The sequence below is a fragment of the Falsiroseomonas sp. E2-1-a20 genome (assembly GCF_051433195.1).
GTDB lineage: Bacteria > Pseudomonadota > Alphaproteobacteria > Acetobacterales > Acetobacteraceae > Falsiroseomonas.
Genome location: NZ_JBHMFT010000009.1, coordinates 111339 through 137173, shown reverse-complemented (window position 1 = coordinate 137173; position 25835 = coordinate 111339). Strand labels below are relative to the sequence as shown.

General features: G+C 71.3%; 27 protein-coding genes and 1 tRNA gene. 19 read left to right on the top strand and 9 right to left on the bottom strand.

Annotated elements, in window-relative coordinates:
• Positions 1 to 37: 37 nt before the first annotated feature.
• A complete protein-coding gene (rpsU, locus tag ACFHPP_RS13400) occupies positions 38 to 241 on the bottom strand; it encodes a 30S ribosomal protein S21 (protein ID WP_007006360.1) in 204 nt (67 codons plus the stop codon).
• Between the two features lie 194 nt (positions 242 to 435).
• On the opposite strand from rpsU, the gene def reads away from it, so the two are divergent.
• The 8 genes from def to ACFHPP_RS13360 all read left to right on the top strand — a co-directional run bounded on the left by def (position 436) and on the right by ACFHPP_RS13360 (position 6058).
• Positions 436 to 987: a peptide deformylase gene (gene def / locus ACFHPP_RS13395; protein WP_437163752.1), complete on the top strand. Its 552-nt coding sequence runs from the start codon at positions 436 to 438 to the stop codon at positions 985 to 987.
• Positions 984 to 1562, top strand: coding sequence for a COQ9 family protein (locus ACFHPP_RS13390; RefSeq protein WP_437163751.1), 579 nt, complete (start codon positions 984 to 986; stop codon positions 1560 to 1562). The genes def and ACFHPP_RS13390 overlap by 4 nt, the downstream gene beginning before the upstream one ends.
• A gap of 292 nt (positions 1563 to 1854) precedes the next feature.
• Entirely contained in the window at positions 1855 to 2391 is a 537-nt protein-coding gene (locus tag ACFHPP_RS13385) for a hypothetical protein (RefSeq protein WP_437163750.1), read from the top strand.
• 10 nt (positions 2392 to 2401) lie between these two features.
• Positions 2402 to 3106, top strand: a complete 705-nt coding sequence (locus tag ACFHPP_RS13380) for an ATP12 family chaperone protein (RefSeq protein WP_437163749.1) — start codon at positions 2402 to 2404, stop codon at positions 3104 to 3106.
• Positions 3103 to 3378 (top strand): acylphosphatase, encoded by a 276-nt coding sequence (locus tag ACFHPP_RS13375; protein ID WP_437163748.1) that lies wholly within the window; start codon positions 3103 to 3105, stop codon positions 3376 to 3378. The genes ACFHPP_RS13380 and ACFHPP_RS13375 overlap by 4 nt, the downstream gene beginning before the upstream one ends.
• A gap of 264 nt (positions 3379 to 3642) precedes the next feature.
• Positions 3643 to 5094: a DEAD/DEAH box helicase gene (locus tag ACFHPP_RS13370; protein WP_437163747.1), complete on the top strand. Its 1452-nt coding sequence runs from the start codon at positions 3643 to 3645 to the stop codon at positions 5092 to 5094.
• 17 nt (positions 5095 to 5111) lie between these two features.
• Entirely contained in the window at positions 5112 to 5294 is a 183-nt protein-coding gene (locus ACFHPP_RS13365; protein WP_437163746.1) for a hypothetical protein, read from the top strand.
• On the top strand, positions 5291 to 6058 hold the full coding sequence (locus tag ACFHPP_RS13360) for a hypothetical protein (RefSeq protein WP_437163745.1): 768 nt from the start codon (positions 5291 to 5293) through the stop codon (positions 6056 to 6058). Before ACFHPP_RS13365 ends, ACFHPP_RS13360 begins: the two co-directional genes overlap by 4 nt.
• 58 nt (positions 6059 to 6116) lie before the next feature.
• On the opposite strand, the gene lipB is transcribed toward ACFHPP_RS13360, so the two are convergent.
• Positions 6117 to 6788 (bottom strand): lipoyl(octanoyl) transferase LipB, encoded by a 672-nt coding sequence (gene lipB / locus ACFHPP_RS13355; protein ID WP_437163744.1) that lies wholly within the window; start codon positions 6786 to 6788, stop codon positions 6117 to 6119.
• Positions 6789 to 6815: 27 nt separating this feature from the next.
• On the opposite strand from lipB, the gene ACFHPP_RS13350 reads away from it, so the two are divergent.
• The 10 genes from ACFHPP_RS13350 (at position 6816) to ACFHPP_RS13305 (ending at position 15349) form a co-directional block, all read left to right on the top strand.
• Positions 6816 to 6901: transfer RNA gene (locus ACFHPP_RS13350), tRNA-Leu, on the top strand.
• A gap of 93 nt (positions 6902 to 6994) precedes the next feature.
• Positions 6995 to 9274, top strand: a complete 2280-nt coding sequence (locus ACFHPP_RS13345) for an NADP-dependent malic enzyme (RefSeq protein ID WP_437163743.1) — start codon at positions 6995 to 6997, stop codon at positions 9272 to 9274.
• Between the two features lie 57 nt (positions 9275 to 9331).
• The gene (locus ACFHPP_RS13340; protein WP_437163742.1) at positions 9332 to 9928 is read left to right on the top strand and encodes a hypothetical protein; all 597 of its coding nucleotides are present in this window, start codon (positions 9332 to 9334) and stop codon (positions 9926 to 9928) included.
• A gap of 8 nt (positions 9929 to 9936) precedes the next feature.
• Positions 9937 to 10629: an endonuclease/exonuclease/phosphatase family protein gene (locus ACFHPP_RS13335; protein ID WP_437163741.1), complete on the top strand. Its 693-nt coding sequence runs from the start codon at positions 9937 to 9939 to the stop codon at positions 10627 to 10629.
• Between the two features lie 32 nt (positions 10630 to 10661).
• On the top strand, positions 10662 to 11366 hold the full coding sequence (locus ACFHPP_RS13330) for a VWA domain-containing protein (protein WP_437163740.1): 705 nt from the start codon (positions 10662 to 10664) through the stop codon (positions 11364 to 11366).
• A gap of 3 nt (positions 11367 to 11369) precedes the next feature.
• Positions 11370 to 12068 (top strand): hypothetical protein, encoded by a 699-nt coding sequence (locus ACFHPP_RS13325; protein WP_437163739.1) that lies wholly within the window; start codon positions 11370 to 11372, stop codon positions 12066 to 12068.
• A 64-nt stretch (positions 12069 to 12132) separates the two neighbouring features.
• A complete protein-coding gene (locus ACFHPP_RS13320) occupies positions 12133 to 13005 on the top strand; it encodes a UTP--glucose-1-phosphate uridylyltransferase (RefSeq protein ID WP_437163738.1) in 873 nt (290 codons plus the stop codon).
• A gap of 93 nt (positions 13006 to 13098) precedes the next feature.
• Positions 13099 to 14511 carry a phosphoglucomutase/phosphomannomutase PgmG gene (gene pgmG / locus ACFHPP_RS13315; RefSeq protein ID WP_437163737.1) on the top strand — a complete coding sequence of 471 codons (1413 nt, stop codon included), beginning with the start codon at positions 13099 to 13101 and terminating at the stop codon, positions 14509 to 14511.
• A complete protein-coding gene (locus ACFHPP_RS13310; protein ID WP_437163736.1) occupies positions 14492 to 14878 on the top strand; it encodes a gamma-glutamylcyclotransferase family protein in 387 nt (128 codons plus the stop codon). Before pgmG ends, ACFHPP_RS13310 begins: the two co-directional genes overlap by 20 nt.
• Before the next feature lie 111 nt (positions 14879 to 14989).
• Entirely contained in the window at positions 14990 to 15349 is a 360-nt protein-coding gene (locus ACFHPP_RS13305) for a response regulator (RefSeq protein WP_437163735.1), read from the top strand.
• On the opposite strand, the gene ACFHPP_RS13300 is transcribed toward ACFHPP_RS13305, so the two are convergent.
• The 4 genes from ACFHPP_RS13300 to ugpE all read right to left on the bottom strand — a co-directional run bounded on the left by ACFHPP_RS13300 (position 15350) and on the right by ugpE (position 21734).
• On the bottom strand, positions 15350 to 17371 hold the full coding sequence (locus ACFHPP_RS13300) for an ATP-binding protein (protein WP_437163734.1): 2022 nt from the start codon (positions 17369 to 17371) through the stop codon (positions 15350 to 15352).
• Positions 17372 to 17585: 214 nt separating this feature from the next.
• The gene (locus ACFHPP_RS13295; protein ID WP_437163733.1) at positions 17586 to 19772 is read right to left on the bottom strand and encodes a glycosyltransferase; all 2187 of its coding nucleotides are present in this window, start codon (positions 19770 to 19772) and stop codon (positions 17586 to 17588) included.
• A 7-nt stretch (positions 19773 to 19779) separates the two neighbouring features.
• On the bottom strand, positions 19780 to 20850 hold the full coding sequence (ugpC, locus tag ACFHPP_RS13290; protein ID WP_437163732.1) for a sn-glycerol-3-phosphate ABC transporter ATP-binding protein UgpC: 1071 nt from the start codon (positions 20848 to 20850) through the stop codon (positions 19780 to 19782).
• On the bottom strand, positions 20850 to 21734 hold the full coding sequence (gene ugpE, locus ACFHPP_RS13285; RefSeq protein ID WP_437163731.1) for a sn-glycerol-3-phosphate ABC transporter permease UgpE: 885 nt from the start codon (positions 21732 to 21734) through the stop codon (positions 20850 to 20852). The genes ugpC and ugpE overlap by 1 nt, the downstream gene beginning before the upstream one ends.
• An 89-nt stretch (positions 21735 to 21823) precedes the next feature.
• Here ugpE and ACFHPP_RS13280 point away from each other — a divergent pair, with 89 nt between their 5' ends.
• On the top strand, positions 21824 to 22249 hold the full coding sequence (locus tag ACFHPP_RS13280; RefSeq protein WP_437163730.1) for an endonuclease domain-containing protein: 426 nt from the start codon (positions 21824 to 21826) through the stop codon (positions 22247 to 22249).
• On the opposite strand, the gene ugpA is transcribed toward ACFHPP_RS13280, so the two are convergent.
• The 3 genes from ugpA to ACFHPP_RS13265 all read right to left on the bottom strand — a co-directional run bounded on the left by ugpA (position 22243) and on the right by ACFHPP_RS13265 (position 25829).
• Positions 22243 to 23124, bottom strand: a complete 882-nt coding sequence (gene ugpA, locus ACFHPP_RS13275; protein ID WP_437163729.1) for a sn-glycerol-3-phosphate ABC transporter permease UgpA — start codon at positions 23122 to 23124, stop codon at positions 22243 to 22245. The two genes, ACFHPP_RS13280 and ugpA, sit on opposite strands and share 7 nt — an antisense overlap.
• A gap of 58 nt (positions 23125 to 23182) precedes the next feature.
• Positions 23183 to 24523: a sn-glycerol-3-phosphate ABC transporter substrate-binding protein UgpB gene (ugpB, locus tag ACFHPP_RS13270; protein ID WP_437163728.1), complete on the bottom strand. Its 1341-nt coding sequence runs from the start codon at positions 24521 to 24523 to the stop codon at positions 23183 to 23185.
• 97 nt (positions 24524 to 24620) lie between these two features.
• Positions 24621 to 25829 carry an FAD-dependent oxidoreductase gene (locus tag ACFHPP_RS13265; RefSeq protein WP_437163727.1) on the bottom strand — a complete coding sequence of 403 codons (1209 nt, stop codon included), beginning with the start codon at positions 25827 to 25829 and terminating at the stop codon, positions 24621 to 24623.
• Between the last annotated feature and the right edge of the window lie 6 nt (positions 25830 to 25835).

The following is a 25835-nucleotide window of genomic DNA, read 5'->3' as shown; positions in this document are numbered from 1 at the left end:
CAGGTCGGCCCGCCGGGGAGGACGGGCGGTGGAAGGCTCAGAAGCCTTCCCGCTCCAGACGCTTGCGCTCCACCTTGCGCGCGCGGCGCACGGCCTCCGCGGCCTCGCGGGCGCGGCGCTCGGACGGCTTCTCGTAATGGCGGCGGAGCTTCATTTCACGGAACACACCCTCACGCTGAAGCTTCTTCTTCAGCGCCTTCAGGGCCTGGTCGATGTTATTGTCGCGGACGACGACCTGCACGCGATGGAACCTCCTGGTTCTGGTGTTAAGGATAGCTGAAACGCGGATGCGCGCCGGCCGGTCCGGGAGATGACCCGAACCGCCAGCGCGATGGGCAGAGCCATAGCACAGGATTCGCGTCGCGCGAAAGACCCTCCCGTAGCGCCTCCGACGCATTACCTTGTAGCGCGCACCAACCGGAACCCGCACCGCCGATGGCCATCCTGAAGATCGCCCGCATGGGCAACCCCGTGCTGATCCGGCCCGCCTTGCCGGTGGCGGACCCCACGGCGCCGGAAATCCGCCGCCTGGTCGCCGACATGGCGGAGACCATGGAGGACGCCTCCGGCCTCGGCCTGGCCGCGCCGCAGGTGCATGTCGGCCTGCGGGTCTTCGTGTGGCGCGGCGGGGCGGGGAACATCCTGGCCATCATCAACCCGGAACTGACCCCGGTGGGGGAGGAGACGGAGGAGGGGTGGGAGGGCTGCCTGTCCATCCCCGGCCTGCGGGGGGAGGTGCCGCGCGCGGCGCGAATCCGCTTCCGCGGCTATGACATCGAGGGCCGTCTGATGGAGGGCGAGGCGGCCGGCACGCCCGCGCGGGTGATGCAGCACGAGGCCGACCACCTGGACGGCGTGCTGTACCCGATGCGAATGCCGGACCTCGCGCGCTTCGGCTTCACCGAGGACCTGCATCGCGCCGCGGTCCAGGCCGCCCAGGCGGCCCAGGCGGCGCAGTACACCCGTACCGAGGAGCCGGCATCGTGATCGAACGCAGCGAGGAACGCGACGAGGCCCTGCGCGCCGCCCTGCCGCATGTGCCGGCGCTCGGCTGGACCCGTGCCGCGCTGTCGGCCGGCCTGGCGGACCTCGGCCGGGATGCGCTGGAGCAGGACTGGCTGTTCCCGCGCGGGCCGGTGGAGGCGATCGAGGCCTGGTGCGACCTGGCCGACCGGGACATGGAGGCGGCGGCGGTGGCGGAGGACCTGGCGGCGCAAAGGATTCCCGCCCGGATCCGCCGCGTCGTGCTGATCCGGCTGGAGCAGGCCGCGCCGCACAAGGACGCGGTGCGCCGGGCGCTGGCGGTGCAGTCACTGCCCTGGAACCTCGCCTCCGCCGCGCGGACCGTGGCGCGGACGGCGGATGCGATGTGGGCCGCGGCCGGCGATACCTCGGCGGATTTTTCCTGGTATACGCGGAGGGCGACGCTGGCCGGGGTGTATGGCGCGACCCTGGCGTTCTGGCTGCAGGACCAGTCGCCGGAGGGCATGGCGACGGAGGCCTTCCTGGACCGGCGGCTGGCCGGGCTGGCAAGGTTCCAGAAGATGCAACGAAAGGCCTGATGCGGCGTTCCGCCCTCATTCCGAAGGAGGAGAGGGCCGTGAAAGGCATCTTGTTGTGGCTGGTCGGGCTGCCGATCCCGATCATCATCATCCTGTATCTGATCGGCGTGCTGTAAGACGTTGCGCCGCTGAATTTCTGCTGCGGGACGCCGGCCGATGCGGTAGGACTGGGTGGTCATGGGATGCCGTTCGGACCGGGGGGTCCGGCCGCGACGCTCGGGTTGTGCAACATTGGTTGCACGGCCCGGTCGGATGCGGCAGGCAGGGCGTCCCCAGGGGAGTTTCCCGAGTCATGCGCCGCGCCAAGACCGCCTTCCGCCTCATCCTCGCCGGTGCCGCCGTCGCCATCGCCGGCCCCGCCATCGCGCAATCCTGCGTGCAGAGCGCCGACCGCACCGCCTTCGAGGTGCGTGCGCTGCAGAGCCAGCTGATGGTGGCCGCGCTGACCTGCGCCCGGGACGACGACTACAATGCCTTCGTCCGAAAGTTCCAGGGCGAGCTTGGCGGCGCCTACCGCTCCATCCAGGGGCATTTCCGCCGCACCGCCGGCGGCGGCCACCAGCGCGCGCTGGATGGCTACATCACCACGCTCGCGAACGAGCAGTCGCAGGACGGCATCCGCCAGGGCTCGCGCTTCTGCCAGAATGTCGGCCCGCTGTTCCAGGCGGCGCTGGCGCAGAGCAATGCCAGCTCGTTGGCCGACGTCTCCATGGAGCGCAACGTGCTGAACCCCTTCGAGGCGCCGGTCTGCGCCGAGCGCGCGACGACGACGGCCTCGAGCCGCACGCGCCCGGCGGCGCGGGCCCGCACCGCGGCGACGCGCCGCTGAGGGCGCCTGCGTGAAGCGGTTCTGGGAACAGGCACGCATCGCCGAGGCGGAAGGACGGTTCGCCGTCCTGCTGGATGGCAAGCCGCTGCGGCTGCCTGGCGGCAACCCGCTCAGCCTGCCGGCGCAGCCGCTGGCCGAGGCGGTCGCTGCCGAATGGCAGGCGGCGGGTGGCGAGAAGGGCGGGGAGATGCGGCCGGAGGAGGTGCCGCTGACCCGCCTGGTCGGCACGGCGGAGGAACGCATCGCGCCGGCCCGCGACGCGACCGTGGCGGCGATTGCCCGCTACGGCGAGAGCGAACTGCTGTGCTACCGCGCCGAGGCGGCGCGGCTGGCGGCCTGGCAGGCGGAAGCCTGGGATCCCTGGCTGGCCTGGGCGGCGCGGCAGCTGGATGCGCCGTTGCGCGTGACCACCGGCGTGATGCCGGTGGCGCAGCCGGCGGAGGCGCTGGCGGCGCTGCATCGGGCCGTCGCGGGGCATTCCACGATGGGGCTGGCGGCGCTCGGCGTGGCGGTGCCGGCGCTGGGCAGCCTGGTGCTGGGGCTTGCCGTGGTGCGTGGCGAGGTCTCGGCCGAGGAGGCGCAGCGACTCGCCTCGCTGGAGGAAGCCTTCCAGGAGGATTTCTGGGGCATCGACCCGGATTCGGCGCGGCGCCGGGAAGCGGCGGCGGCCGATGTGGCACTGGCGGCCAGGCTGGTCGGCCTCGTGCCGGCGTGACGGCGCTGCTGCTGGCCATCACCGGCCGGGTGCAGGCCGTCGGCTACCGGGACTGGCTGGTGCGGGAGGCGCAGCGGCAGGGCGTGCAGGGTTGGGTGCGCAACCGGCCGGATGGCAGCGTCCAGGCGCTGGTGGCCGGCGAGGCCGAGGCGGTGCGGGCGTTGGTTGCGGCCTGCCGGCGCGGACCGCTGTTCGCCCGGGTGACGCAGGTGGCCGAGTCGCCGCATCCGCCGCCGGAGGAGCCCGGCTTCCGGCGCATGGCGGATGACTGAAGCCGCTTATGCTGCACCGCCGAAATGCCTTGTCGGGGTAGCGGTTCTGCCCTATCTGTTCGCCCGTCGGCGGGTGTTTGCCCGCCGCGCCCCGGCCGCGTGAGCGGGCCCGGCGCTGTCCCACGAGGGATGGTGCGCCTGGAGGCCCGGACCGGGGCGCTGCCCCTGCCTGAGAACGGCGCGGCTTAGCGGACAACATCGGACCGGCCCCGGCACGCGGGTTGGCCCACCGCCACCCCTCCGTCCGCTTGTCAGCAGGGCGGCATGACCGGATTCGAATTTTCCATGAGCTTCAGTGAACTCGGCCTTTCCCCGAACATCCTCCGGGCGCTTCAGGAAGAAGGCTACACCACCCCCACGCCGATCCAGCGCGATGCGATCCCGCATGCGCTGACCGGCCGCGACATCCTCGGCATCGCGCAGACCGGCACCGGCAAGACCGCCGCCTTCGGCCTGCCGCTGCTGCACCTGCTGGCCGAATCGAAGGGCCGCCCGCCGCGTGGCGGCTGCCGCGCGCTGATCCTGTCGCCGACGCGCGAGCTGGCCAGCCAGATCGCCGACAGCCTGAAGGCCTATGGCCGCCACCTCGGCCTGTCCGTCTCCGTCATCTTCGGCGGCGTGCCGCATGGCCCGCAGCGCCGCGCGCTGGCGAACGGCATCGACATCCTGGTGGCGACGCCAGGGCGGCTGCAGGACCACATGGATGAGGGCTCCGCGCGCCTCGACATGGTGAATGCGCTGGTGCTCGATGAGGCCGATCAGATGCTGGACAAGGGCTTCTGGCCCGCGATCCGCCGCATCCTGCCGAAGCTGCCGGCCAAGCGGCACACCATGTTCTTCTCGGCGACGATGCCGGCGGAAGTGGCCAAGCTGTCCGCCGAGATCCTGAAGGATCCGATCCGCATCGAGGTGGCGCCCGTCGCCACCACGGCGGAACGCGTGACGCAGAAGCTTGTCGTCATCGAGCAGGGCCGCAAGCGCGGCAAGCTGGCCGAGCTGCTGAAGGGCGAGGGCGTCGGCCGCGCGCTGATCTTCACCCGCACCAAGCACGGCGCCGACCGCGTGGTGAAGAACCTGGAGGCCGACGGCATCGCCGCCAACGCCATCCATGGCAACAAGTCGCAGGGCCAGCGGGAACGCGCGCTCGCCGACTTCAAGTCGAACCGCGCCCCGGTGCTGGTCGCCACCGACATCGCCGCCCGCGGCATCGACGTGGATGGCGTGACGCATGTGATCCAGCACGACATGCCGGACACCCCCGAGGCCTATGTCCACCGCATCGGCCGCACCGCGCGCGCCGGCGCCTCCGGCATCGCGATTGCGATGTGCGCGCCGGATGAGCGGGAGAAGCTGTGGGCGGTGGAGAAGCTGATCCGCATCTCCATCCCCGCGAGCGACGAGCGCCAGGATGTGACGGTGCCGATGCACCGTACCGCCGGGCGTCCGGATGCGGTGAAGCCGGCCGGCGGCAATCGCGGCCGCAACAGCCCGTCTCGTGGGCGCAACGGTGGCGGCGGTGGCCGCGGCGGGCAGGGGGCTCCGCGCGGGAATTCCGCCCCGGCGCCGCGTGGTGCTTCAGCGGCTCCGCCGCGGAGTGGGGACCAGCCGGCGCGTCGTCCGGCCGTTGCCGCCGCGGCGGGGCAGAAGGATCGCAACTGGCGCGAAGGCGATTTCCGCGATGGCGGCAGCGCGCCGGCCTTCATCCGCGGCCGGTAATGGAATAGGTCTCGCGGATGCGCGAGACCGTTCTGATAAAGGGTGAGATGGCGACCATCGTCATCGTCACCACCGAGGCCGGCACGGAAGTGCTGGATGGCGAGGACGAGGTGCTGGAACAGCACGCGGAGGATCGCCATGAGGCGATCCTGCGCCGCTACCTCGACCTCGGCTGGGACATCGAGGAGGACGGCCCGTGACCGCGCCGCTTTCCCTGCAACGGCTGCTGCTGGTCGGGCTTGGCTTGGCCGTGGCCGTGGCGCTGGTCGCGCCACCGCTGGTGGCGTTGCTGCCGTTTCCGGCGGCCGTGGCGCTGGGCGGCATGGCGACGTTTACGGCCGGCGTGGCGCTGGCGATCCGCCTGCGCTCAGGCGCCCTGTTCGCAATCGGCCTGTTCGGCCTGTTCGCCTTCGTCGCGGCGGCGGCGGAGTCGCAGATCTGGCTGCGCTACCAGGTCGCGGCGCCGGTCGCGCTGGAGTCGGTGGCGTCGGCACCGCAGCACCCCGAGGCTTCTCGCCTGACCTTTCCCGAATCGGTGGCGCGGATGGACCTGGTGGGGGAGGCGCGCAGCAGCATCGCGCGCAGTGCCGGGCCGCCGGTGGAGCTTTCCGCCTTCGCCGTGCCGCTGGTGCCGGCCGATTGGCAGCGGGGCCAGCCCGTGGCGGCCTGGCTGGTCTGCGAGCAGGCCAGGGCGGATTTGGTGGTGCCCTGCGGCAGCCAGATGCCGGCGCGCCTGACCCAGGCCGCCCGCGCCACCCCGCGCCCGGAGGCGGCGCAGGCCGCCATCGCCCGGCATGGCCTGACGAGCGTCGCGGACCCGGCCTTCCTGGCGCCGTCATCCGACGGAGCCCTGGATCGGATCGGCGCGGCGCTGATGCTGCTGGCCTGGCCGGCGGTGGCCTGGCTCGCCTGGGCGGTGGGCGTGGTCGTCTACCGCGTCGTGCCCGCGAAGCGGCGGCCCTAGCTGTTGATTTGGCGCATTTTCCGAGCCGTCAGGCGTATCCGCCTGACTTGAAAATGCTCTAGCCGAACACCTCGTGCCAGGCTGCCATCAGCGCCGAATCGGCCTCCTCCATCGTCGCCAGCACGCCCAGCCGGTGCAGGCTGGTGACGCCATGGTCGGGGATGCCGCAGGGCACGATGCCGGCGAAGTGGGACAGGTCCGGGTCCACGTTCAGCGCCACGCCGTGCCAGGACACCCAGCGGGTGACGCGGACGCCGATGGCGCCGATCTTTTCCTCCGTCCCCCGGGCGCGATCCGCCACCCATATGCCGATGCGGCCCTCGCGCCGTTCGCCGCGGATGTTGAAGCGGTCCAGCGCCCGGATCAGCCATTCCTCCAGGCCACGGACATAGTCCCGCACGTCGCGGGCGCGGACCGTGCCGTGGTCCCGCGTCAGGTCCAGCATGACGTAGCCGGTGCGCTGGCCGGGGCCGTGATAGGTCCATTGCCCGCCGCGTCCGGCGGCGACGGCGGGAAAGCGGGTTTCCAGCAGATCCTCCGGCCGGGCGGAGGTGCCGGCGGTGTAGGTGGGCTCATGCTCCACCAGCCAGACCGCTTCCTCCGCCGTGCCGTTGCGGATCGCGGCGACGCGCGCGGCCATCGCCTCCAGCGCCGCCCCGTAGGGCAGGCGGCCCGGCTCGATGGACCAGTTGAGGGACGCGGGAAGGGGCGTTGTCGGGTGCGCTGTCATCGGCTATAGGCGCGTCCTACCCGATATGCGGTCGTGGCGGAATGGTAGACGCGCCAGCTTGAGGTGCTGGTAGGGGCAACCCTGTGGAAGTTCGAATCTTCTCGACCGCACCATCCCCCCGCCGTCCTGTACCTTGGCTGTTGCGCACCCCGCCGATACGTCGGACGAATGGCTGCCCGCGACGAAGCTGAGGATGCTGCCCCGCCATGGACGATGATTTCCGCAAGGCCGCGCTCGACTACCACCGGCTGCCGCGGCCCGGGAAGCTCAGCGTCGAGCCGACCAAGCGCATGGCGACGCAGCGCGACCTGGGCCTGGCCTACTCGCCCGGTGTCGCCGCGGCCTGCGAGGTAATCGCCAAGGACCCGGATGCGGCCTGGGACTACACCGCGCGCGGCAACCTGGTCGCCGTCATCACCAACGGCACCGCGGTGCTCGGCCTCGGGGCCATCGGCGCCCTGGCCTCCAAGCCGGTGATGGAGGGCAAGGCCGTCCTCTTCAAGAAATTCGCCGGCATCGATTCCATCGACCTGGAGATCGAGCAGCGCGACCCGGAAAAGTTCATCGAGGCGGTGGCTTCGCTGGAGCCGAGCTTCGGCGCCATCAACCTCGAGGACATCAAGGCCCCCGAGTGCTTCGAGATCGAGCGGGCGCTGCGGGCGCGCATGAACATCCCGGTGTTCCACGACGACCAGCACGGCACCGCCATCATCGTCGCCGCTGCCGTGCGCAACGGGCTGCTGCTGCAGGGCAAGAGGCTGTCCGAGGTGCGGGTGGTGAACACCGGCGGCGGCGCGGCGGCGATCGCCTGCCTCGACCTGCTGGTGGCGATGGGCCTGGACCGTGCCAAGGTCACCATCTGCGACATCGACGGCGTGGTCTGGAAGGGCCGCCCGAACACCGACCCGTTCAAGGCGGCCTATGCGCAGGAGACGGAGGCGCGGACGCTGGAACAGGTGCTGCCGGGGGCGGATGTGTTCCTCGGCCTGTCGGCGCCGCGCATCCTGAAGGCGGAATGGCTGCCGATGCTGGCGCCGCGGCCGCTGGTGCTGGCGCTGGCCAACCCCGAGCCCGAGATCCTGCCGGAAGCCGTGCGCGCCGTGCGGCCGGATGCGATCGTCGCGACCGGGCGGACGGACTACCCGAACCAGGTCAACAACGTTCTCTGCTTTCCCTTCATCTTCCGCGGCGCGCTGGATGCCGGCGCCACCACGATCAACGAGGAGATGAAGGTCGCCGCCGCCGATGCCATCGCGGCGCTGGCGCGGATGGAGGCGTCCGAGGTGGTGGCCGCGGCCTATGGCGGCGCGGCGCCGACCTTCGGGCCGGACTACATCATCCCCAAGCCCTTCGACCCCCGGCTGATCCTGGAGATCGCGCCAGCCGTGGCGAAGGCCGCGATGGAATCGGGAGTCGCCCGCCGCCCCATCGCCGACATGGCGAAGTACCGGCAGGAGCTGGAGCGCTTCGTCTTCCGCTCCGGCAATCTCATGCGCCCGGTCTTCGAGGCGGCGCGCAAGCGGCCGGCCCGCGTGGTCTATGCCGAGGGCGAGGATGAACGCACGCTGCGCGCGGTGCAGACCGTGCTGGACGAAGGGCTCGCCGAGCCCATCCTGATCGGCCGCCGCGATGTGATCTCCGCCAAGGCCGCCGGCATGGGCCTGCGGATGGATTTTTCCGAATCGGTCCGCGTGCTGGACCCGCAGGCCGATGCGGCGGTGTTCGGCCCGCTGGTGGAGCTGTACCAGCAGCGGGTGGGCCGCCGCGGCGTGCCGCCGGATGCGGCCGCGCGGCGCGTCGGCAACCGGCCCACCGTGGCGGCGGCGCTGCTGCTGGAGACCGGTCAGGTGGATGCCTGCCTCTGCGGCGGCACCGGCGACTGGATGAGCCACTGGCACCACGCCTTCGACGTCATCGGCAAGCGTCCGGAGGTGGCGCGGGTCTATGCGCTGTCCGCGCTGATCGTGCCGAATGGCCACCTGTTCTTCGTCGATACCCACCTGACGGTGGACCCGACGGCGGCGCAGCTGGTGGACATGACGCTGCTGGCGGCGGAGCAGATCCGCGCCTTCGGCATCATCCCGAAAGCGGCTCTGCTGTCGCATTCCAGCTTCGGCGCTTCCGGCGCGCCCTCCGCCCGCAAGATGCGGGAGGCGTTGCGGCTGCTGCGCCAGGCCTCGCCGGATTTCGAGGTGGATGGCGAGATGCACGCGGATGCCGCGCTGGCGCCGGCGATCCGCGCCCGCGCGGTGGCGGACAGCGCGCTGACCGATGCCGCGAACCTGCTGGTGATGCCGACGCTGGACGCCGCCAACATCAGCTTCAACCTGCTGAAGGCGGCGGGGGAGGGGTTGCAGGTCGGGCCCATGCTGCTCGGCATGGCCCGGCCCATCCATGTGCTGGTGCCGAGCGTGACCGCGCGCGGCATCGTCAACATGACGGCGCTGGCCGCGGCACAGGCGAACGGGATGCTGCCGGCGGTGTGATCCGGCGACCGGGGCGTGCCTCGCGCGTTGGCCTCTCCGAACCGGGGAGTGCGGCGCGTGGGGTTGCTGACGAAAGACGATCTGCGTCGGCACTCGCCGGCCGCCTGGGTGAGCCTGGCGGCGCTGCTCGCCTGCGCCGTTTTCTTCTGGTGCATCGACCGGCGTGGTGCTGCCTGGGGCACCCTGGCGGCGCTGGTCGGCTGCCTCGGGCTGATCCTGCCGCCACGGGAACGCATGGCGCGACTGCCCTGGCGGCTGCGGCGGCTGCCGCGCGTGCTGGATGCCGCGCCGGTCCTGGCCACGCTGGTGACCTGCCCCGGCTACGGCCTGGGCTGGTTCTACGGCGCCAACCTTTATGACGAGATGGTGCACCTGGTGAATGGGGTGCTGGCCGGCGCGGTGCTCGCCGGGTTGCTGGAGGATGATGGCCGCGATCGCGGGATGCGCCGCCGCGCCTGGCTGGGCCTCGGCTTCGGCCTGGCGCTGGCGGTGGCGTGGGAGGTGTTCGAATGGGCCACGGGGCTGATCGGTGGACCGTGGGACACGGCGTCGGACATCGTGCTGACGGCCGCCGGCGTCGCCCTGGGTGCCGCCTGGGCCGGGCCGCTGCTGCTGCGACGCGCGCGCCGCGCCAACCCCGCCGTGGCGCATTGAACCGCCCGATGCGGGTCGCGACCTGGAACATCCACGGCACCCGCGGCGCCGCCGGCTGGCCTCGGCCAGGGCGGATCCTGGACGTACTGGCGGAGATCCGGCCGGATCTGATCGCGTTGCAGGAAGCGCAGTCCTGGCTGCGGCCCGGAACCCCGATGCTGGACGAGGCGGCGCTGGCCGACCGGCTGGGCCTGGTTCCGCTGCGCGTCGCGCCGGACCAGCAGGGGTATCGCGGCAACCTGCTGCTGGTGCGGCGCGACGCGATGCTGCGGCGCGGGCCGGTCGGGCTGCGGCTGGGCGGGGCGCAGCCGCGCGGCGCCATCCTGGTGGAACTCGACATGGGCGAGGGGCCGTTCCGGGTGATCGGCACGCATTTCAGCCTGGGCGCGGCGCGGCGGCGGGAACAGGCGCGGCGGCTGCTGGCGGCGGCGCTGGCACTGCCGCTGCTGCCGGTGCTGGTCCTGGGCGACCTGAACGAGATCCGCGTGGAGGGCGCGGCGCTGGCGGTGCTGGCACGAGGCTTCGGCGTGCCACCGGCGGCCCCGACCTTCCCGGCGCTGCGACCGACCCTGTCGCTGGACCGTATTCTCGGCCATCCGGCGGGCCTGGTGTCGGAGCTCGCGGTGCATGACACGCCCCTGGCCCGCCGTGCCTCGGACCACCTGCCCTTGACCGCGCGTATCCGACTGGGCGCGCCCTAGCGACACGGCGCCGCCGGGGCCACATGGCAGCCATGACCAACCTGCCCGACAAACCCGGTTCCGCCGCCGTCGCAGCCTTCCTGAACAAGGTCGCGGCGATGCCCGCGGCAGTGCCCGCGCGCGGCACCGTGGGACGCCTGATCTTCGCCATGGACGCGACCGCCAGCCGGCAGCCGAGCTGGGACCGGGCCTGCCACCTGCAGGCCGAGATGTTCCTGGCGGTGCGCGACATCGGCGGGCTGGCGGTGAGCCTCGCCTACTACCGCGGCTTCCAGGAATTCGCCGCGACGCCCTTCCTGACCAATGCCGAGGACCTGGCGCGCCGCATGGCGGGCGTCACCTGCCTCGGCGGCCAGACGCAGATCGGGCGCACCCTGAAGCATGCGCTGGCGGAGACGCAGCGGCAGCGGGTGAACGCCATGATCCTGGTCGGCGACGCCTTCGAGGAGGATGTGGATTTGGTCTGCCATGTCGCGGGTCAGCTCGGCCTGCGCGGGCTGCCGGTGTTCTGCTTCCAGGAAGGCGACAACCCCATCGCCCGCAACGCGCTGCGCCAGGTGGCCAAGCTGTCCGGCGGCGCCTGGGCGCCGTTCGATTCCTCCAGCGCCACCGCGCTGCGCGACCTGCTGCGCGCCGTTGCGGTCTTTGCGGCCGGTGGCCGACCGGCGCTGGCGCGGCTGCCGGGCACCGTGGCGCGCGGCATCGCCGGCCAGCTTCCCGCGCCGCGGGGCGCCTGACGCATGGTCTGGCTTGCCCTCGGGGCATTGGTTCTGGTGGCGCTGATCGGCCTCGGGAAGCTGTTCGCGGAGGCGAGCCCGGCGCAGGTGAAGCGCGCGCTCACCTGGTTCGCCGGCGGGCTCGGCGCGGTGCTGGTGGTGGCGCTGCTGGCGAGCGGGCGGGCCGGGCAGGCCTTCTGGGCGCTGGCGCTGTTCGGCCCAGCCGCCTGGCGCATCATCCAGGCACGCCGCGCCGCCGGCACCTTTGCCAGAGGAGGTGCGGCCAGCGCCGGCCAGGCCTCGGATGTGGAAACCGCGCATTTGGCGATGGGGCTGGACCATGACAGTGGCCGGATGACCGGGCATGTGAAGGCCGGGCGCTACGCCGGTGCCGACCTCGCCGACCTCGACCTGCCGGATTTGCTGGCGCTGATGGCGGAACTGGCGTCGCTGGACCCGGAGGGTGCGACGCTGCTGGAGGCCTGGCTCGATCGCAGCCATCCGGAGTGGCGCCAGCAGGCGCCGCCGCCCGGTGGCCCGACGCCGGGTGGCCCCATGAGCCGGGCGGAGGCGCTGGCCGTGCTCGGCCTGACGGATGGGGCGAGCCTGGAGGAGATTCGTGCCGCGCATCGCCGGCTGATGCGCAGTGCCCATCCCGACCAGGGCGGTTCGGACTGGCTCGCCTCCCGGCTGAACGAGGCGCGGGACGTGCTGATTCCCTGACGGTGGACGCCCTTCGCCGGGCGTGGCATCCCTGGGATATAACCTTCCAGGGAAAATCCCAGCCGTGCGCAAACCGCTCCGCAAGGCCGTCCTCCCCGTTGCCGGCCTCGGCACGCGCTTCCTGCCTGCCACCAAGCAGATGGCGAAGGAAATGCTGCCCGTCGTCGACAAGCCGCTGATCCAGTACGCGGTGGAGGAAGCCCGCGAGGCGGGGATCGAGCAGTTCTGCTTCGTCACCGGCCGCGGCAAGACCATGCTGGTGGACCAGTTCGACGTCGCCTACGAGCTGGAGCGCACCCTGGTCGAGCGCAACAAGGCCAAGGAACTGGCGATGCTGCACGCCCAGGCGCTGCCGCCGGGCTCCGTCGTATCCACCCGCCAGCAGGTGCCGCTCGGCCTCGGCCACGCGATCTGGTGCGCACGGGCCTTCGTCGGCGACGAGCCCTTCGCCATCCTGCTGCCGGACGACCTGATGCTGTGCGACGTGTCCTGCACGAAGCAGCTGGTCGACGCCTACAACCAGACCGGCGGCAACGTGGTGGCGATCGAGGAAGTGCCGATGGCGCGCGTCAGCAGCTACGGCGTCATCGACCCCGGCACCAGCAGCGGCAACCTGGTCGAGGTGAAGGGCCTGGTGGAGAAGCCGCCGGCCGACAAGGCCCCGTCCAACCTGACCGTCATCGGCCGCTACGTGCTGATGCCGGAGGTGATGGGCTTCCTGGCGAGCCAGGAGAAGGGCGCCGGCAACGAGATCCAGTTGACGGACAGCATGGCCAAGCTGATCGGAACCCAGCCGTTCCACGGCGTTCGGTATGAGGGCCGCCGCTTCGACTGCGGCGACAAGGCCGGCTACCTGGAGGCGCAGGTGGCCTTCGCGCTGTCCCGGCCGGACATGGCGCCCGCCATGCAGGCCATCCTGAAGAAATACACGCAGTAGCGTTCAGGGCGCGATGCGCCCGACCTTGCACAGTCCCCCTCACCCAACCCTCTCCCCCTCGGGGGGAGAGGGCTTTGTCTTGCCGGAGACGACATGACCGCCTTCAACCACCATTTCGACCCGACCTCGTTGCGGGAATACGACATCCGGGGCGTCGTCGGGCAGACCCTCAGCCCCGAGGATGCCTTCGCCATCGGCCGCTGCTTCGGCAGCCTGGTCTCCCGCGCCGGCGGCACCAAGGTCGCGGTGGGCTATGATGGACGGCTGTCCTCGCCGGAGCTGGAGGCGCAGCTGGTGGCCGGGCTCCGGGCCTGCGGGCTGGCGGTGGCGCGGGTCGGCTGCGGGCCGACTCCGATGCTGTACTTCGCCTCCTACGCGCTGGAGGCCGATGGCGCGGTGATGGTGACGGGCAGCCACAACCCGCCGGACTACAACGGCTTCAAGATGATGCTCGGCGGCAAGCCGTTCTTCGGCGCGCAGATCCAGGAGATCGGGCGCATGGCGGCGGAGGGCGACGTGGTGCCCAACCTCGTCGGCACCGACGAGCAGGTGGACCTGTCCGAGCGGTATGTCGCGCGGATGATGCAGGATTGGGACGGCGGCGAGCGGGCGCTGAAGGTGGTGTGGGATCCGGGCAACGGCTCGGGCGCCGAGATCACCAAGCTGCTGATGGCCCAGCTTCCGGGCACCCACTACATCATCAACGGCAGCATCGACGGCACCTTCCCGGCGCACCACCCCGACCCGACCGTCGCCAAGAACCTGGAGGAGATGATCGCCGAGGTCGCCAAGAACGGTGCCGACCTCGGCATCGCCTTCGACGGCGACGCGGACCGCATCGGCGTGGTGGACAATGAGGGCCACATCCTGTTCGGCGACCAGCTTCTGGTGATCCTGGCGCGCGACGTGCTGAAGTCGCACCCCGGCGGAACCATCATCGCCGACGTCAAGGCCAGCCAGGTGCTGTTCGACGAGGTCGCCAAGGCCGGCGGCACGCCGCTGATGTGGAAGACCGGGCACAGCCTGATCAAGTCCAAGATGGCCGAGACGAAAAGCCCGCTGGCCGGGGAGATGTCGGGCCACATCTTCTTCGCCGACAAATGGTACGGCTTCGATGACGCGCCCTACGCCGCCGTGCGGCTTCTCGGCATCGTGGCGCGCATGTCCGGTACGCTGTCGGAAGCGCGCGCGGCGCTGCCGCAGGTCATCAACACCCCGGAACTGCGCTTCGATTGCCCGGACACGCGCAAGTTCGGCGTGGTGGCGGAGGTGAAGCAGCGTCTCGCGGGCGAAGGCGCCAAGGTGCAGGACGTCGATGGCGTGCGCGTGCTGACCGAGGATGGCTGGTGGCTGCTGCGGGCGTCGAACACCCAGGCGGTGCTGGTGGCGCGCGCGGAAGCCTCCAGCGAGGCGGGGCTGGAGCGGCTGAAGGCGGCCATCTCCCGCCAGTTGCAGGCCTCCGGGCTGCCGGTGCCGGATTTCTCGGGTGCCAACGCGGGGCACTGACCCGGCGGGGCTGCCTGTCTTCGTCTATGGCAGCCTGCTGGACCCGCTGGTCCTCGCAAGGCAGTCCGGGCGACGCGGGCTGATGCGGCTGGCGGTCCCTGCGGTGCTGCCGGGTTGGCGCCGCGTCGGGCTGCGTGGCACGGCCTTCCCGACCTTGGTGCGGGCGCGGGGCTGCCGGACGGAGGGCGTGCTGCTGCGCCTGCGTGGCGCCCCGATGCGCCGCCTGATGGCCTATGAGGGCGCCGCCTACCGGCTGCGGTGGATCCGCGTGCGGACCGCGCGGGGGCCGCGCCAGGCACGGGCCTGGATGGCGGCGGCGTCCCTTGCGGGGCGAACGACAAAAATACTTGTGCACGCGCAATCGTGAGCCGATACCGCACGGAGTTGCCGCTGGCGTAAATTGGCGCTGCGTGCATGGTGGAACGCGGCGTAGCATCTCGCGTTCAGTTTACAGTGGCGATGTCGGATGGAGTTGAGGATGTCGGCAGTCATCAGGAAAGTGCTCGTCGTCGAGGACGAGGCGCTTGTCGCCATGCTGGTCGAGGACGCGCTCCTCGATGCCGGCTTCGAGGTGCTGGGCCCTGCCGCGACGGTGGAGGAGGCGCTGAGCCTGCTCGACCGGGAAAGGCCGGATGCGGTGGTGCTCGACCTGAACCTGGCCGGCGAGACCTCGACCCCGGTTGCGGACCTGCTGGCCGCGCGCGGCATCCCCTACGTCATCGCGACGGGCTACGGCGCCTCCGGCCTGCCGCCGGGCCACCAGAAGGCGATGGTGCTGGCCAAGCCCTATGACCCGGGCGAGCTGATTTCCATGCTCGGGCGGCTCTGCGCCGCCTGATCAGGTCGCGGCCGGCCAGCGCGGGGAGGGTGCGTCGGCCAGCTGCCGGGCCGGGTCCACCGCGGAGCGTTCCGTCGCCGGAAGGGCGGCGCGGCGGAATACCAGGGTGAACTCCGCGCCCATGTCGCTGCCATCCGGCGCGTTCGCCGCCAGGATGTGCCCGCCGAGCCCGCGCATGATGGTGCGGGAGATCGACAGCCCGAGGCCGGTGCCGAGACCGGGTGGCTTGGTCGTGTAGAACGGCTCGAACAGCTTCTCGAGCGTGTCCGAGGTCAGGCCCGGCCCGGAATCCAGCACCCGTATCGTCACGGTCTCCGGCGCGTCGCGGGTGCCGGCCTCCGCCTCGATCCGCAGGCGGCGGCGGTCCGCCGGACGCTCCAGCAGCGCGTCGCGGGCGTTGAGCACCAGGTTCAGCAGCACCTGTTCCACCAGGATGATCTGGCCGATCACCGGCGGCAGCACGTCCGGCAGGCGGAGCTGGACCTGGATGCCGGCATCGCGCAGCGCCTGGCCGGCCAGCACCATCATGCCCTGCACCGCGGCGCCGAGATCCACCGGCTCCAGCGCCGCGACATCGACGCGGGAGAAGGCGCGGAGCTGGGTCACGATCGCCTTGGCGCGGTCGGCCTGGGCCATGATGCGGCGCAGGCGGACCAGCGCCTCCTCCACCCCGTCCTCGCCGGCCTCCAGCGCCTCCGCCGCGTTTTCCGCGGCCAGGGACATGATGGCGATGGGCTGGTTCAATTCATGCGCCAGGCCGGCCGCCATCTCGCCCAGCGTCGCGAACTTGGCCGAGGTCGCGGCCTGCAGCGCCAGCTCGCGCTCCGCCGAGATATCCTCCAGCGCGCCCGAGACCTCGATCCCCTCCGGGCGGCGGTGGAGGACGCGCAGGGTCTCGCGCAGCCACATCCAGGCGCCGTCGGCGCGGCGGAAGCGGTATTCGGTGGCGGCGGTCGCCTCGCGCCGCAGCCGTTCCTCCAGCTCCGGCCCGACCGGCTGGCTGCCGGCGTCCATGCCGCGTTGCCGCCAGCCGGGCCGCAGCGCGGCTTCCACGGACCAGCCGGTCAGGCGCTCGATGCCCGCGCCGATCCGGGTCAGGCGCAGGCCGCCATCGGGCTGCAGCAGGCCGCGATAGCCCACCGCCGGCAGCAATTCCTCCGCCGGCTGGGCGCCTGGCAGGGGCAGGCGCCGGCCGAGCGGCACGCCGAGTGCGGCGACGCTCAGCAGGAAAGCGGAGAGGAAGCCGAGCCATCCTGCTTCGGTCGCGGGTCGCAGCAGCAGGTCCGGGTCGTAGGCGGCGACCACCAGCAGGTCCTGCGCCAGCGGCGCGGTGGCCAGGGCCAGGGCCGGCAGCCCGTCGCCGGCGGGGTGCAGCACGGGGGGGCCGGAACGCGGTGGTTGCGGCCAGGCAGCTGGCGCGGCGCGGCCTGGACCACCGCTCTGGGCCAGGGGCGTGCCATCCGGTCGCAGCAGGGCCAACCGCAGACCGGGCAGCAGCGCCGCATCCGACAGGGCGAGGTCCAGCCGCCGCGGGTCGAGCGCCACCACGGCGATGCCCGCGAACCTGCCCTGTGCACCCGCCAGCGGCCGGCTGAGCAGCAGGCTGCGGGGACCGCCGGGCAGGTCGAGCAGCGCCGGCGTCAGCAGCATCTCGCCACGGCAGGCCTGGTGCTGCGTGAAGGCCGGGCGTTCGGCGAGCGAACGACCCCGCAGCGAGGGGTGGCTCGACCAAAGGACGATTCCGGTCGCATCCGTGATCGCCGCGAATTGCAGCCCGTCACGCCCCAGCCGTCCGGCGAGTGCCACCTCCAGGCCCCGGTCCCGGCCACCGGTGGGCGCCTGGACCTCGGACAGGATGGCCATGGCTGCCTCGACCGGCGCGCCGGCCAGGCGCTGCGCGGCCATCGAGGCCCGCATCGCCGTGGCGAGCGCCTCGCGCTCCGCGGCATCGTGCCGTTGGGTGGCGAACCAGGCCGCGCCGGTCCAGGCCAGCGCGGAGACCAGCACGCCGCCGAGCAGCACAGCCCGGCCGCGTCCTTCGGCGGTCTGCGGGTCTGCGGGGGCCGTCCGGTCGCGGGTGATGGAACAGGGCCTTTCGCCGAAGCAGGACTCGGCCGCAGGCTTTGCGCCGCGCAACCCTGCCGATTCGTTGCGAAGAATAGGCGAAGTGCGCCGGCACCGCATCGCCCCAGCATTCAGGAAGTTGCGCCGGGCGTTGCCGGTTTACGCCGGGCGCTCAGGCCTCGGCGCGTTCCAGGGCACCGAGCCGCGCGGCGAGGTCATCCTCCCGGCACAGCATCACGCCCACCAGGCCAGCGCCGACCACGCGCTTGAAGCGGTCGCCCAGCGGAACGCCGTCGCCGCAGTCGAAATCCACGGCAAGGCCGCCGGGGCCGGCCTCGGCCTGCAACACGCAGCGCACGACCTCGCCGGCGTCCAGCGTCAGGCCCCGCCAGGCCTCGGCGCGTGCGCCGCGGGCGCGCAGTCGCAGGGGCAGGGCGCGCGGCGGGCCGCGCAGTTCCAGCACCACGCGCATCGGCGTGCCGGCCGGCACCTCGCAGGGCAGGGCGAGGGTGGCGACGCCGTCGCGCATCCAGACGCCCCACTCCTCCTGCCACCACCAGGCCAGCCCCTCCCGCACCCGTTCCGCCCAGGCCATGGCGGGGGAGGGCACACCATCGCCGCGCCAGCCCATCGGCAGGTGCCGGCCGAGTGGCAGGTGGCCGGGTGCGGGGGGTTCCGCCGTGGGGGCGGTGAGGGCGGCCATCACCTCCCGCGCCGCATCCGGCCAGTCGCGGCGGGCGGCGGCGCGGTCGATGCGGGATTCGAGCGCCGCGCGATGCGCCGGGTCGGACAGCAGGGCGTCGAGCTTCTCGACCAGGTCGGGCTCGTCCTGGGGGGCGAAGAACACCGCGCCGGGCGCGCCCGATTCCAGAAGGCCGGAATGCGCCGGCACCACGGCGAGCTTGCCGGCCGCCAGGCTCTCGCTGACCGGCAGGCCCCAGCCTTCGTGGAAGGAGTTGTAGACGGTGAACAGGCAGCGCGCGTAGAGGCCAGCCAGCGCCAGGTCGGAGACGCCGGATTGCACGGTGACCTTGCGGCGGAGGTCGGGCGAGCCTTCCAGCAGCGCCAGCGCCGCGTCGGCGCGCCAGCCGGGGCGGCCGACGCAGACCAGGCGCGGCACGTTGGCGGAACCACGGCGGCGGATCAGCGCCAGCCAGGCCTGGAACACCATCAGGTGGTTCTTCCGGGATTCCAGCGTGGCGACGAACAGCACGAAGGGCTCGCCGGGGCGCGGCGCCGACAGCGCATCGGCGGCCGCGGCGGCGGCAACCGGTGAGCCACCGGCCTCCGCGGCCAGCCGAACGAGTCCGGCTGGAGCGGGCTTCGCGAGCGGTGCGGCAAATCGTGCATAGTCGGCGATGGTGGCGCGGGAATTGGCCAGGATGCCATCGGCATGCAGGGACAGCGCGGCGAACCAGCGGGCATAGAGCCGCACCGTCAGGTCCAGGCAGTGTTCCGGCATGGCCAGCGGCACGCAGTCATGCACGAAGGCCATATAGCGCATCGGCGTCTTCGCGCGCTGCATGCGCAGGCCTCGAAAATATTCCTGCACGCCCCAGGCATTGCCGAGCGAGGCCAGGGTGCAGCCGGCGAGGAAGGGCGCATCAGGCCGGCTGTCGGGCGCGACCAGCGCGGCGGTGGCCTCCTGCCATGCCGGGTCATCCTCCCGCCCGCCGATCCGGGCGAGCGCCAGCACGCGGCGGAAGGCGGCCTCGTCGACATGCCACCAGCGCCAGGTGGAGCCCTCGAAGCCGACCAGGATCAGGTTCGCGGGGCGGCCCGGCGCGGCGAGGATGGCGCCGAGGATGCCCATCTGCACGCGCTGGATGCCGGTGGGGGTGCGGGCGGCGCGCAGGTAGTCCAGCAGGTCCGTGACATCGAAGGCGATCTGCGTCGGCGCGCCGGTCGGGCGCGGCGGGGCGGGCAGCATGGGGCCGTCCGGCGGGGGCTGCGTGCGGTGGCGCAGCAGGGCCACGACATGGCGCAGCGTCGCGCTTTCGGGCGCGAGCGACAGCGCGCGGGCCAGCGCGACCGAGGCCTCTCCGCCGCGGCCCAGGCTGCGCAGGACGTGGCCGGCCTGGAGCATCGGGTCGGGGTCGTCGGGGGCGAGTTCGGCGGCGTGGCGGTAATGCGGCAGCGCGCCTTCGGGGTCGCCCTGTTCCTTGCGGGTGTGGCCGAGCTGGACGTGGATCTGCCAGTGACGCGGGCGCTCCGCCAGGTATTCGCGGTACGCCGCCTCCGCCTCCGGCCAGCGACGCGCATCGCGCAGGGCATCGGCGCGGGCGCGGATGGCGTTCGGGCTGACGGGTTCGGGCGTCTCGGGCGGCGGCTCGTCTTCCATGCGGAAGATGTAGAGCAATTCCGCGTCAGGCGGAATCGATGCGGTGGCCGCCGGCGCCGTCGAAGACGTGGAAGGCCTGCGCCGGCAGGCGGACCGGCATGGTGGCGCCGATGTTGCTGGCCGGGATCGGCAGGCGCGCGGTCAGGATCTCGCCGCCGGGCAGGGAGCCGTGGATCACCGTCTCCGAGCCCAGCGGCTCCACCAGGTCCACCGCGAGGGTCAGGCCACCGTCGCCGGGCTCGATATGCTCCGGCCGTATGCCGAGGATCAGGGGCGTGCCGGCGGCACCGGGGCGCGGGCCATCGGCGAAGGTGATGGTGGGGCCGGCCTTCAGCACCGCGGCCGTGCCGCCCTGCGCCAGGGTCGCGTCCAGGAAGTTCATGGCGGGCGAGCCGATGAAGCTGGCGACGTAGGTATCCGCGGGCCGCCCCCAGACTTCCATCGGCGATGCGACCTGCGCCGCGCGGCCCTGGTGCATGACGACGAGGCGGTCGCCGAGCGTCATCGCCTCCACCTGGTCATGCGTCACGAACAGGGAGGTGACGCCGAGGCGCTTCTGCAGGCGGCGGATTTCCGCGCGCATCTGCACGCGCAGCTTGGCGTCGAGGTTCGACAGCGGCTCGTCGAACAGGAACAGCTTCGGCTCCCGCACCACGGCGCGGCCCATGGCGACGCGCTGGCGCTGGCCGCCCGAGAGCTGGCGCGGCTTGCGCTCGAGCAGCGGGCCGATCTCCAGCATCTGCGCCGCCTCATCCACCCGGCGGCGGATCTCGGCCGTCTTCATGCCGCGGATCTTCAGGCCGTAGGCCATGTTCTCGAAGACCGACATGTGCGGGTACAGCGCGTAGTTCTGGAACACCATGGCGATGTCGCGGTCGGCGGGTTCCAGCGCGGTGACGTCGCGGCCATCGATGCGCACATGGCCGGAGGTCGCGGTCTCCAGCCCCGCCACGATGCGCAGCAGGGTGGATTTGCCGCAGCCGGAGGCGCCGACGACGACGATCATCTCGCCATCCGCGACCTCGAGGTCGATGCCGTGCAGCACCTGGGTCGCAGCGAACTGCTTCTTGACGGAGTTGAGCGTGAGCGTGGCCATTACTTCTCGGTCTCCGTCAGGCCCTTCACGAACCAGCGCTGCATGAACACGACCACCGCGACCGGCGGCAGCATGGCCAGCACGGCGGTGGCCATGATGATGTTCCACTCGTTCTGCGCGTCGCCGGTGCCGATCATCTTGGTCATGCCGACGACGACGGTTTCCAGATCGCGGTCGGAGACGATCAGCAGCGGCCAGAGGTACTGGTTCCAGCCGAAGATGAACAGGATGACGAACAGCGCCGCGATGTTCGTCACCGACAGCGGCAGCACGACATCCTTGAAGAAGCGGAGCGGCCCGGCGCCATCGATCTTCGCGGCCTCGACGTATTCATCGGGGATGGTCAGGAAGAACTGCCGGAACAGCAGCGTCGCGGTGGCGGAGGCGATCAGCGGCACGACCAGGCCGGTCATGGTGTTGATCAGGCCGAGGTTCACCATGACCTCGAAGGTCGGGATGATGCGGACCTCCACGGGCAGCATCAATGTGATGAAGATCAGCCAGAAGGCGATCATGCGGCCGGGGAAGCTGAAGAACACCACGGCGTAGGCCGAGAGAAGCGAGATCGTGATCTTCCCGACCGCGATCAGCACCGCCATGTTCAGGCTGTTCCACAGCATCACCCAGGCGGGGACGGAGCGCGTGGTGCGCGTGGCGGCGCCGCCGGTCAGCCAGGCGGAGACGTAGTTCGCCACGGCCTCCCCGCCGAACCACAGCGGTACGTCGCCGCGGCCGATGGTGTTCACGTCATGCGTGGAGCCCACGACGGTGAGCCAGATCGGGAAGGCGAAGATCAGCACGCCGAGGCTCAGCGTGACGTAGGCGATCCAGCGGTTGCGCGCGTTGCGGCGGATGGTGGCGCGGGCCAGCGCGTCTTCGTCCAAGCCCTCTCCCCTGGGGGGGAGAGGGTTGGGTGAGGGGGCCCGTGCCGGCTTGCCGAGCGTCAGGTCGTTGCGCAATGGTTCCATCACCGATGACCCAGCCAAACCTGCATGATCTTGCCCGCCGCCTGCGACGAGGCTCCACCGATGCCGAACAGGCGCTCTGGCGCCTGCTGCGCAATCAGGCGATCGCCTTCAAGTTTCGCCGCCAGCATCCGGTGCCGCCTTATGTCGCGGACTTCGCGTGTGTGGCTTCGATGCTTGTGGTCGAGGTGGACGGTGGGCAGCACGGGCCGCTGCGGGACGCCGTCCCGGATTCGGCGATGCAGGCGCAGGGCTGGCTGGTGCTGCGGTTCTGGAACAACGAGGTGTTGGGGAATCCGGAGGGGGTGTTGGCGGACATCCTGCGGGTGGCGGGGGAGCGGCGATTTGGCGCGGACCCCCTCACCCACCGTCGGACGCATGCGTCCGACCCCCCTCAGGGGAGAGGGCTTTTGCGCGGTCGCGAGCATCAGTAGTGCACCTTCCGCTCGATGAAGCGGAACTGCACGGCGGTCAGCAGGATGACGATGGCCATCAGGATCACGCTCTGCGCGGCGGAGGAGCCGAAGTTCAGGTTCTGCACGCCGTCGACATACACCTTGTAGATCAGCGTGGTCGTCGCCTGCGCCGGGCCGCCGCCGGTCAGCGCATGGATGATGCCGAAGGTGTCGAAGAAGGCGTAGACGATGTTGACCACCAGCAGGAAGAAGCTGGTCGGCGCCAGCAATGGGAAGATGATGGTCCAGAAGCGGCGCATCGGGCGCGCGCCGTCGATCGCCGCTGCCTCCAGCACCGCCTTCGGGATGGATTGCAGGCCGGCCATGAAGAAGATGAAGTTGTAGGACACCTGCTTCCAGGCCGCCGCCAGGATCACCAGCGTCATCGCCTGGTTGCCGTTCAGCTTGTAGTCCCACGGGATGCCCATTCCGTTCAGCATGCGCCCGAACAGGCCGATCTGCGGGTGGAACATGAACAGCCACAGCACGGCGGCGATGGCCGGTGCCACGGCGTAGGGCCAGATCAGCAGGGTCTTGAAGCCGTTGGCGCCGCGGATCGCCTTGTCCGCCTGCACCGCCAGGTACAGCGCCGCGCCCAGCGCCAGGATGGCGACGGCGGAGGAGAACACCACCGTGTTCCACCCCGCCGCCAGGTAGTTCGGGTCCGCCAGCACGTCGGAGAAATTCTCGAAGCCGACGAACTGGCTGGACAGGCCGAAGGCGTCCTCCCGCAGGAAGGATCCGTAGATGGCCTGCCCGGCCGGCCAGAAGAAGAAGACGCCGGTGATCAGGAGTTGCGGCAACAGCAGCAGCCAGGGAAGCAGCGTGCCCTTGAAGATGACTTTCTTGCGCAAAGGCCCACAACCCCCTCACCCAACCCTCTCCCCCTGAAGCAGGGGGAGAGGGCTTGTTTCAGCCGCCGCGGTTGGCGCGTTCGAAGTTGCGCAGCACGGCGTTGCCGCGCGTCGTCATGGCGGTGAGGGCCTGTTCCGGGGTCTGCTGGCCCTGGAAGGCCTTCTCCATTTCCTCCTGCATGATCACGCGGATCTCGACGAAGCCGCCGAGGCGGATGCCGCGCGTGTTCTCCGAGGACGCACCGCGCAGCATCTGCTCGATCGGCACATCGGCGCCGACATTCGCGGGCTGCTGGTAGAAGCCGGTGGCGCGGGCGGATTCGAAGCCGCTGCGGGTGATCGGCAGGTAGCCGGTGTCCATGTGCCACTTGCCGGCCACCGCGGGCTGCGCCGTGTAGGCGAAGAAGTCGGCGATGCCGCGCAGCTCGGCCGCGCTGCGCTGCGTGTTCGGGCCGCGGTTCATCACCCAGAGCGCGGCGCCGCCGATGATGGCGTTGGCCGGCTGCGTGCCCTCATAGGTCGGCAGCATGGCAACCCCCCAGTCGAAGCGCGCCTCCCGCTGCACGCGGGCGCGGAAGCCGGAGGAGGTCATCATGATGGCGCATTCGCCACCCGGGAACAGCGGCTCGCCGGCATTGTCGCGGCCGCCCCAGCGGAACAGGCCTTCCTTCTGCCAGTTCACCAGGTTGGTCAGGTGGCGCAGCATCAGCGGGTTGTTGACGCGGAGTTCGGCATTGGCGCCGCCGAAGCCGTTGCCCTGCGTCGCCAGCGGGATGTTGTGGATGGCGCTGAACTGCTCGATGTGCAGCCAGGTCGGCCAGGCGGTGGACATCGGGCAGGCGTGGCCGGAGGCCTTGAGCGCCTGCAGTGCTTGGCCCACGCCTTCCCAGGTGGTCGGGAACTGGTCGGGGTTCAGGTTGGCGCGGCGGAAGGCGTCCTTGTTGTAGTAGACGATCGCCGTGCTGCTGTTGAACGGCATCGCCATCTGGCGGCCATCGGCGGCGGCGTAGTAGCCGCGCACGCCGGGCAGGAAGTCGTCGAAGTTGATGTTGACGCCGGCCTGCGACAGCAGCTCATGCGTCGGGATGATGGCGCGGCCGGCATTGATCATGGTGCCGGTGCCGACTTCGAACATCTGCACCAGGTGCGGCGCCTGGCCCGCGCGGAAGGCGGCGATGGCGGCGACCATCGTCTCCGGGTAGCTGCCGCGGAAGGTCGGCACCACGCGGTACTGGGTCTGGCTGTCGTTGAAGCCCTTGACCAGGTTCTCCAGCAGGCCGCCGAGCGGCTGCGACAGGCCGTGCCAGAACTGGATCTCGGTCGGTTGCTGCGCCTGGGCCGGGGCCCCGGCCAGGCTCGCGAGCGCAACGGCGCCCGCCATGATGCTGCGGCGGAACATGGGTCTCTTCTCCCGTTTGGGTGCCGGCGGGCTCTAGACGGCCTGCGTTGCGGGGTTTTTACAGATTTATGTCAGATCGGTGAAGGGGCTGGCGCGGTCACGTGATCCGCGAGGCGGCGCGCAGCCCGGAGATCATCGAAGACCGCAGCAGATGCTCCCGGCACCGGGCCGGATCACCCGCCGTGGCCTGCAATTCCGCCAGCAATTCGGCCCGCCGGGCCGGGTCCGTCTCCCGCATCCGGGCGCGGTTGCGGTCGGCCTGGGCGATGATTTCCCGGGCGGCGATGGGTTGCCTGCGGCGGGTATAGCGGTCGAGCAGCGCGTCCTCCGCCTCCCCGCGCCAGACCGGCGCCAGGGTCTCGGCCAGTTCCACCGCGTCGTGGATGCCGCCATTCATGCCCATGCCGCCGGAGGGCGAGTTCAGGTGCGCGGCGTCGCCGGCCAGCAGCAGGCGGCCGATGCGGTAGGTCTCCACGATCCGCTGGTGGATGCGGTAGGGGCGCAGGTCCGGCACCTCGTATGGCGTGCCCTTGGGATGGATCGCCTGGAGCTTCCGCTCGATCGCCGCGGGCTCCAGCGCCTGGTCCACCGATTCGCCCGGCGCGGTGTGCAGCGAGGCGCGCCAAAGCCCCGGCACCCGCAGCAGGGAGAAGGTGCCGGAGAAGGCCGGGTGCCGGGTCCAGATGTAGTTGACGTTCGACAGCCCCTCGAACACCTCGTGGAAGGGGAAGGAGGTGGTGGCGAGGATGGTGGTCTCGGGATAGGTGTCGCCTGTGAAATCCAGGCCCATGGCGCGGCGGATGATGCTGCGCGCGCCGTCGCAGCCGATGGCGTAGGGCGCCTCCAAGGGCTCGAAGCCGGTGCCGGACAGCGCCACGTGGTCCGCCCCGTGCACCACCGTGTCCACCTGGCAGCCGAAGCGGATCTGCACCGTATCCGCGTGTTCGGCCGCCAGCTTCGCCAGGATGAGGCGGGACAGCTTCCACTGCTCCGCCTGCAGGCGGTAGGGGTGCGCCGTGTCGCCCTTCAGCACGCCGAGGTCGAACACCGCGCGCGCGCCATCCTCGTGCCGCCGGATCTGCCAGTGCGGCGTGACCAGACCCTGGGCTATCAGCGGGGCGGCGACACCCAGCGCATCGAGCATGTCGAGCGAGGGCGGGTGGAAGGTGGAGGCTCGCAGTTCCTCCGAGATGTCGTCCCCGGCCTCCAGCACCAGGCTCGGCAGGCCCAGCGTCGCGAGCTTCAGCGCCAGCACCAGCCCCACCGGCCCGGCGCCGATGATGGCGATGCGGCGGTCGTCGTTCATCTGCGA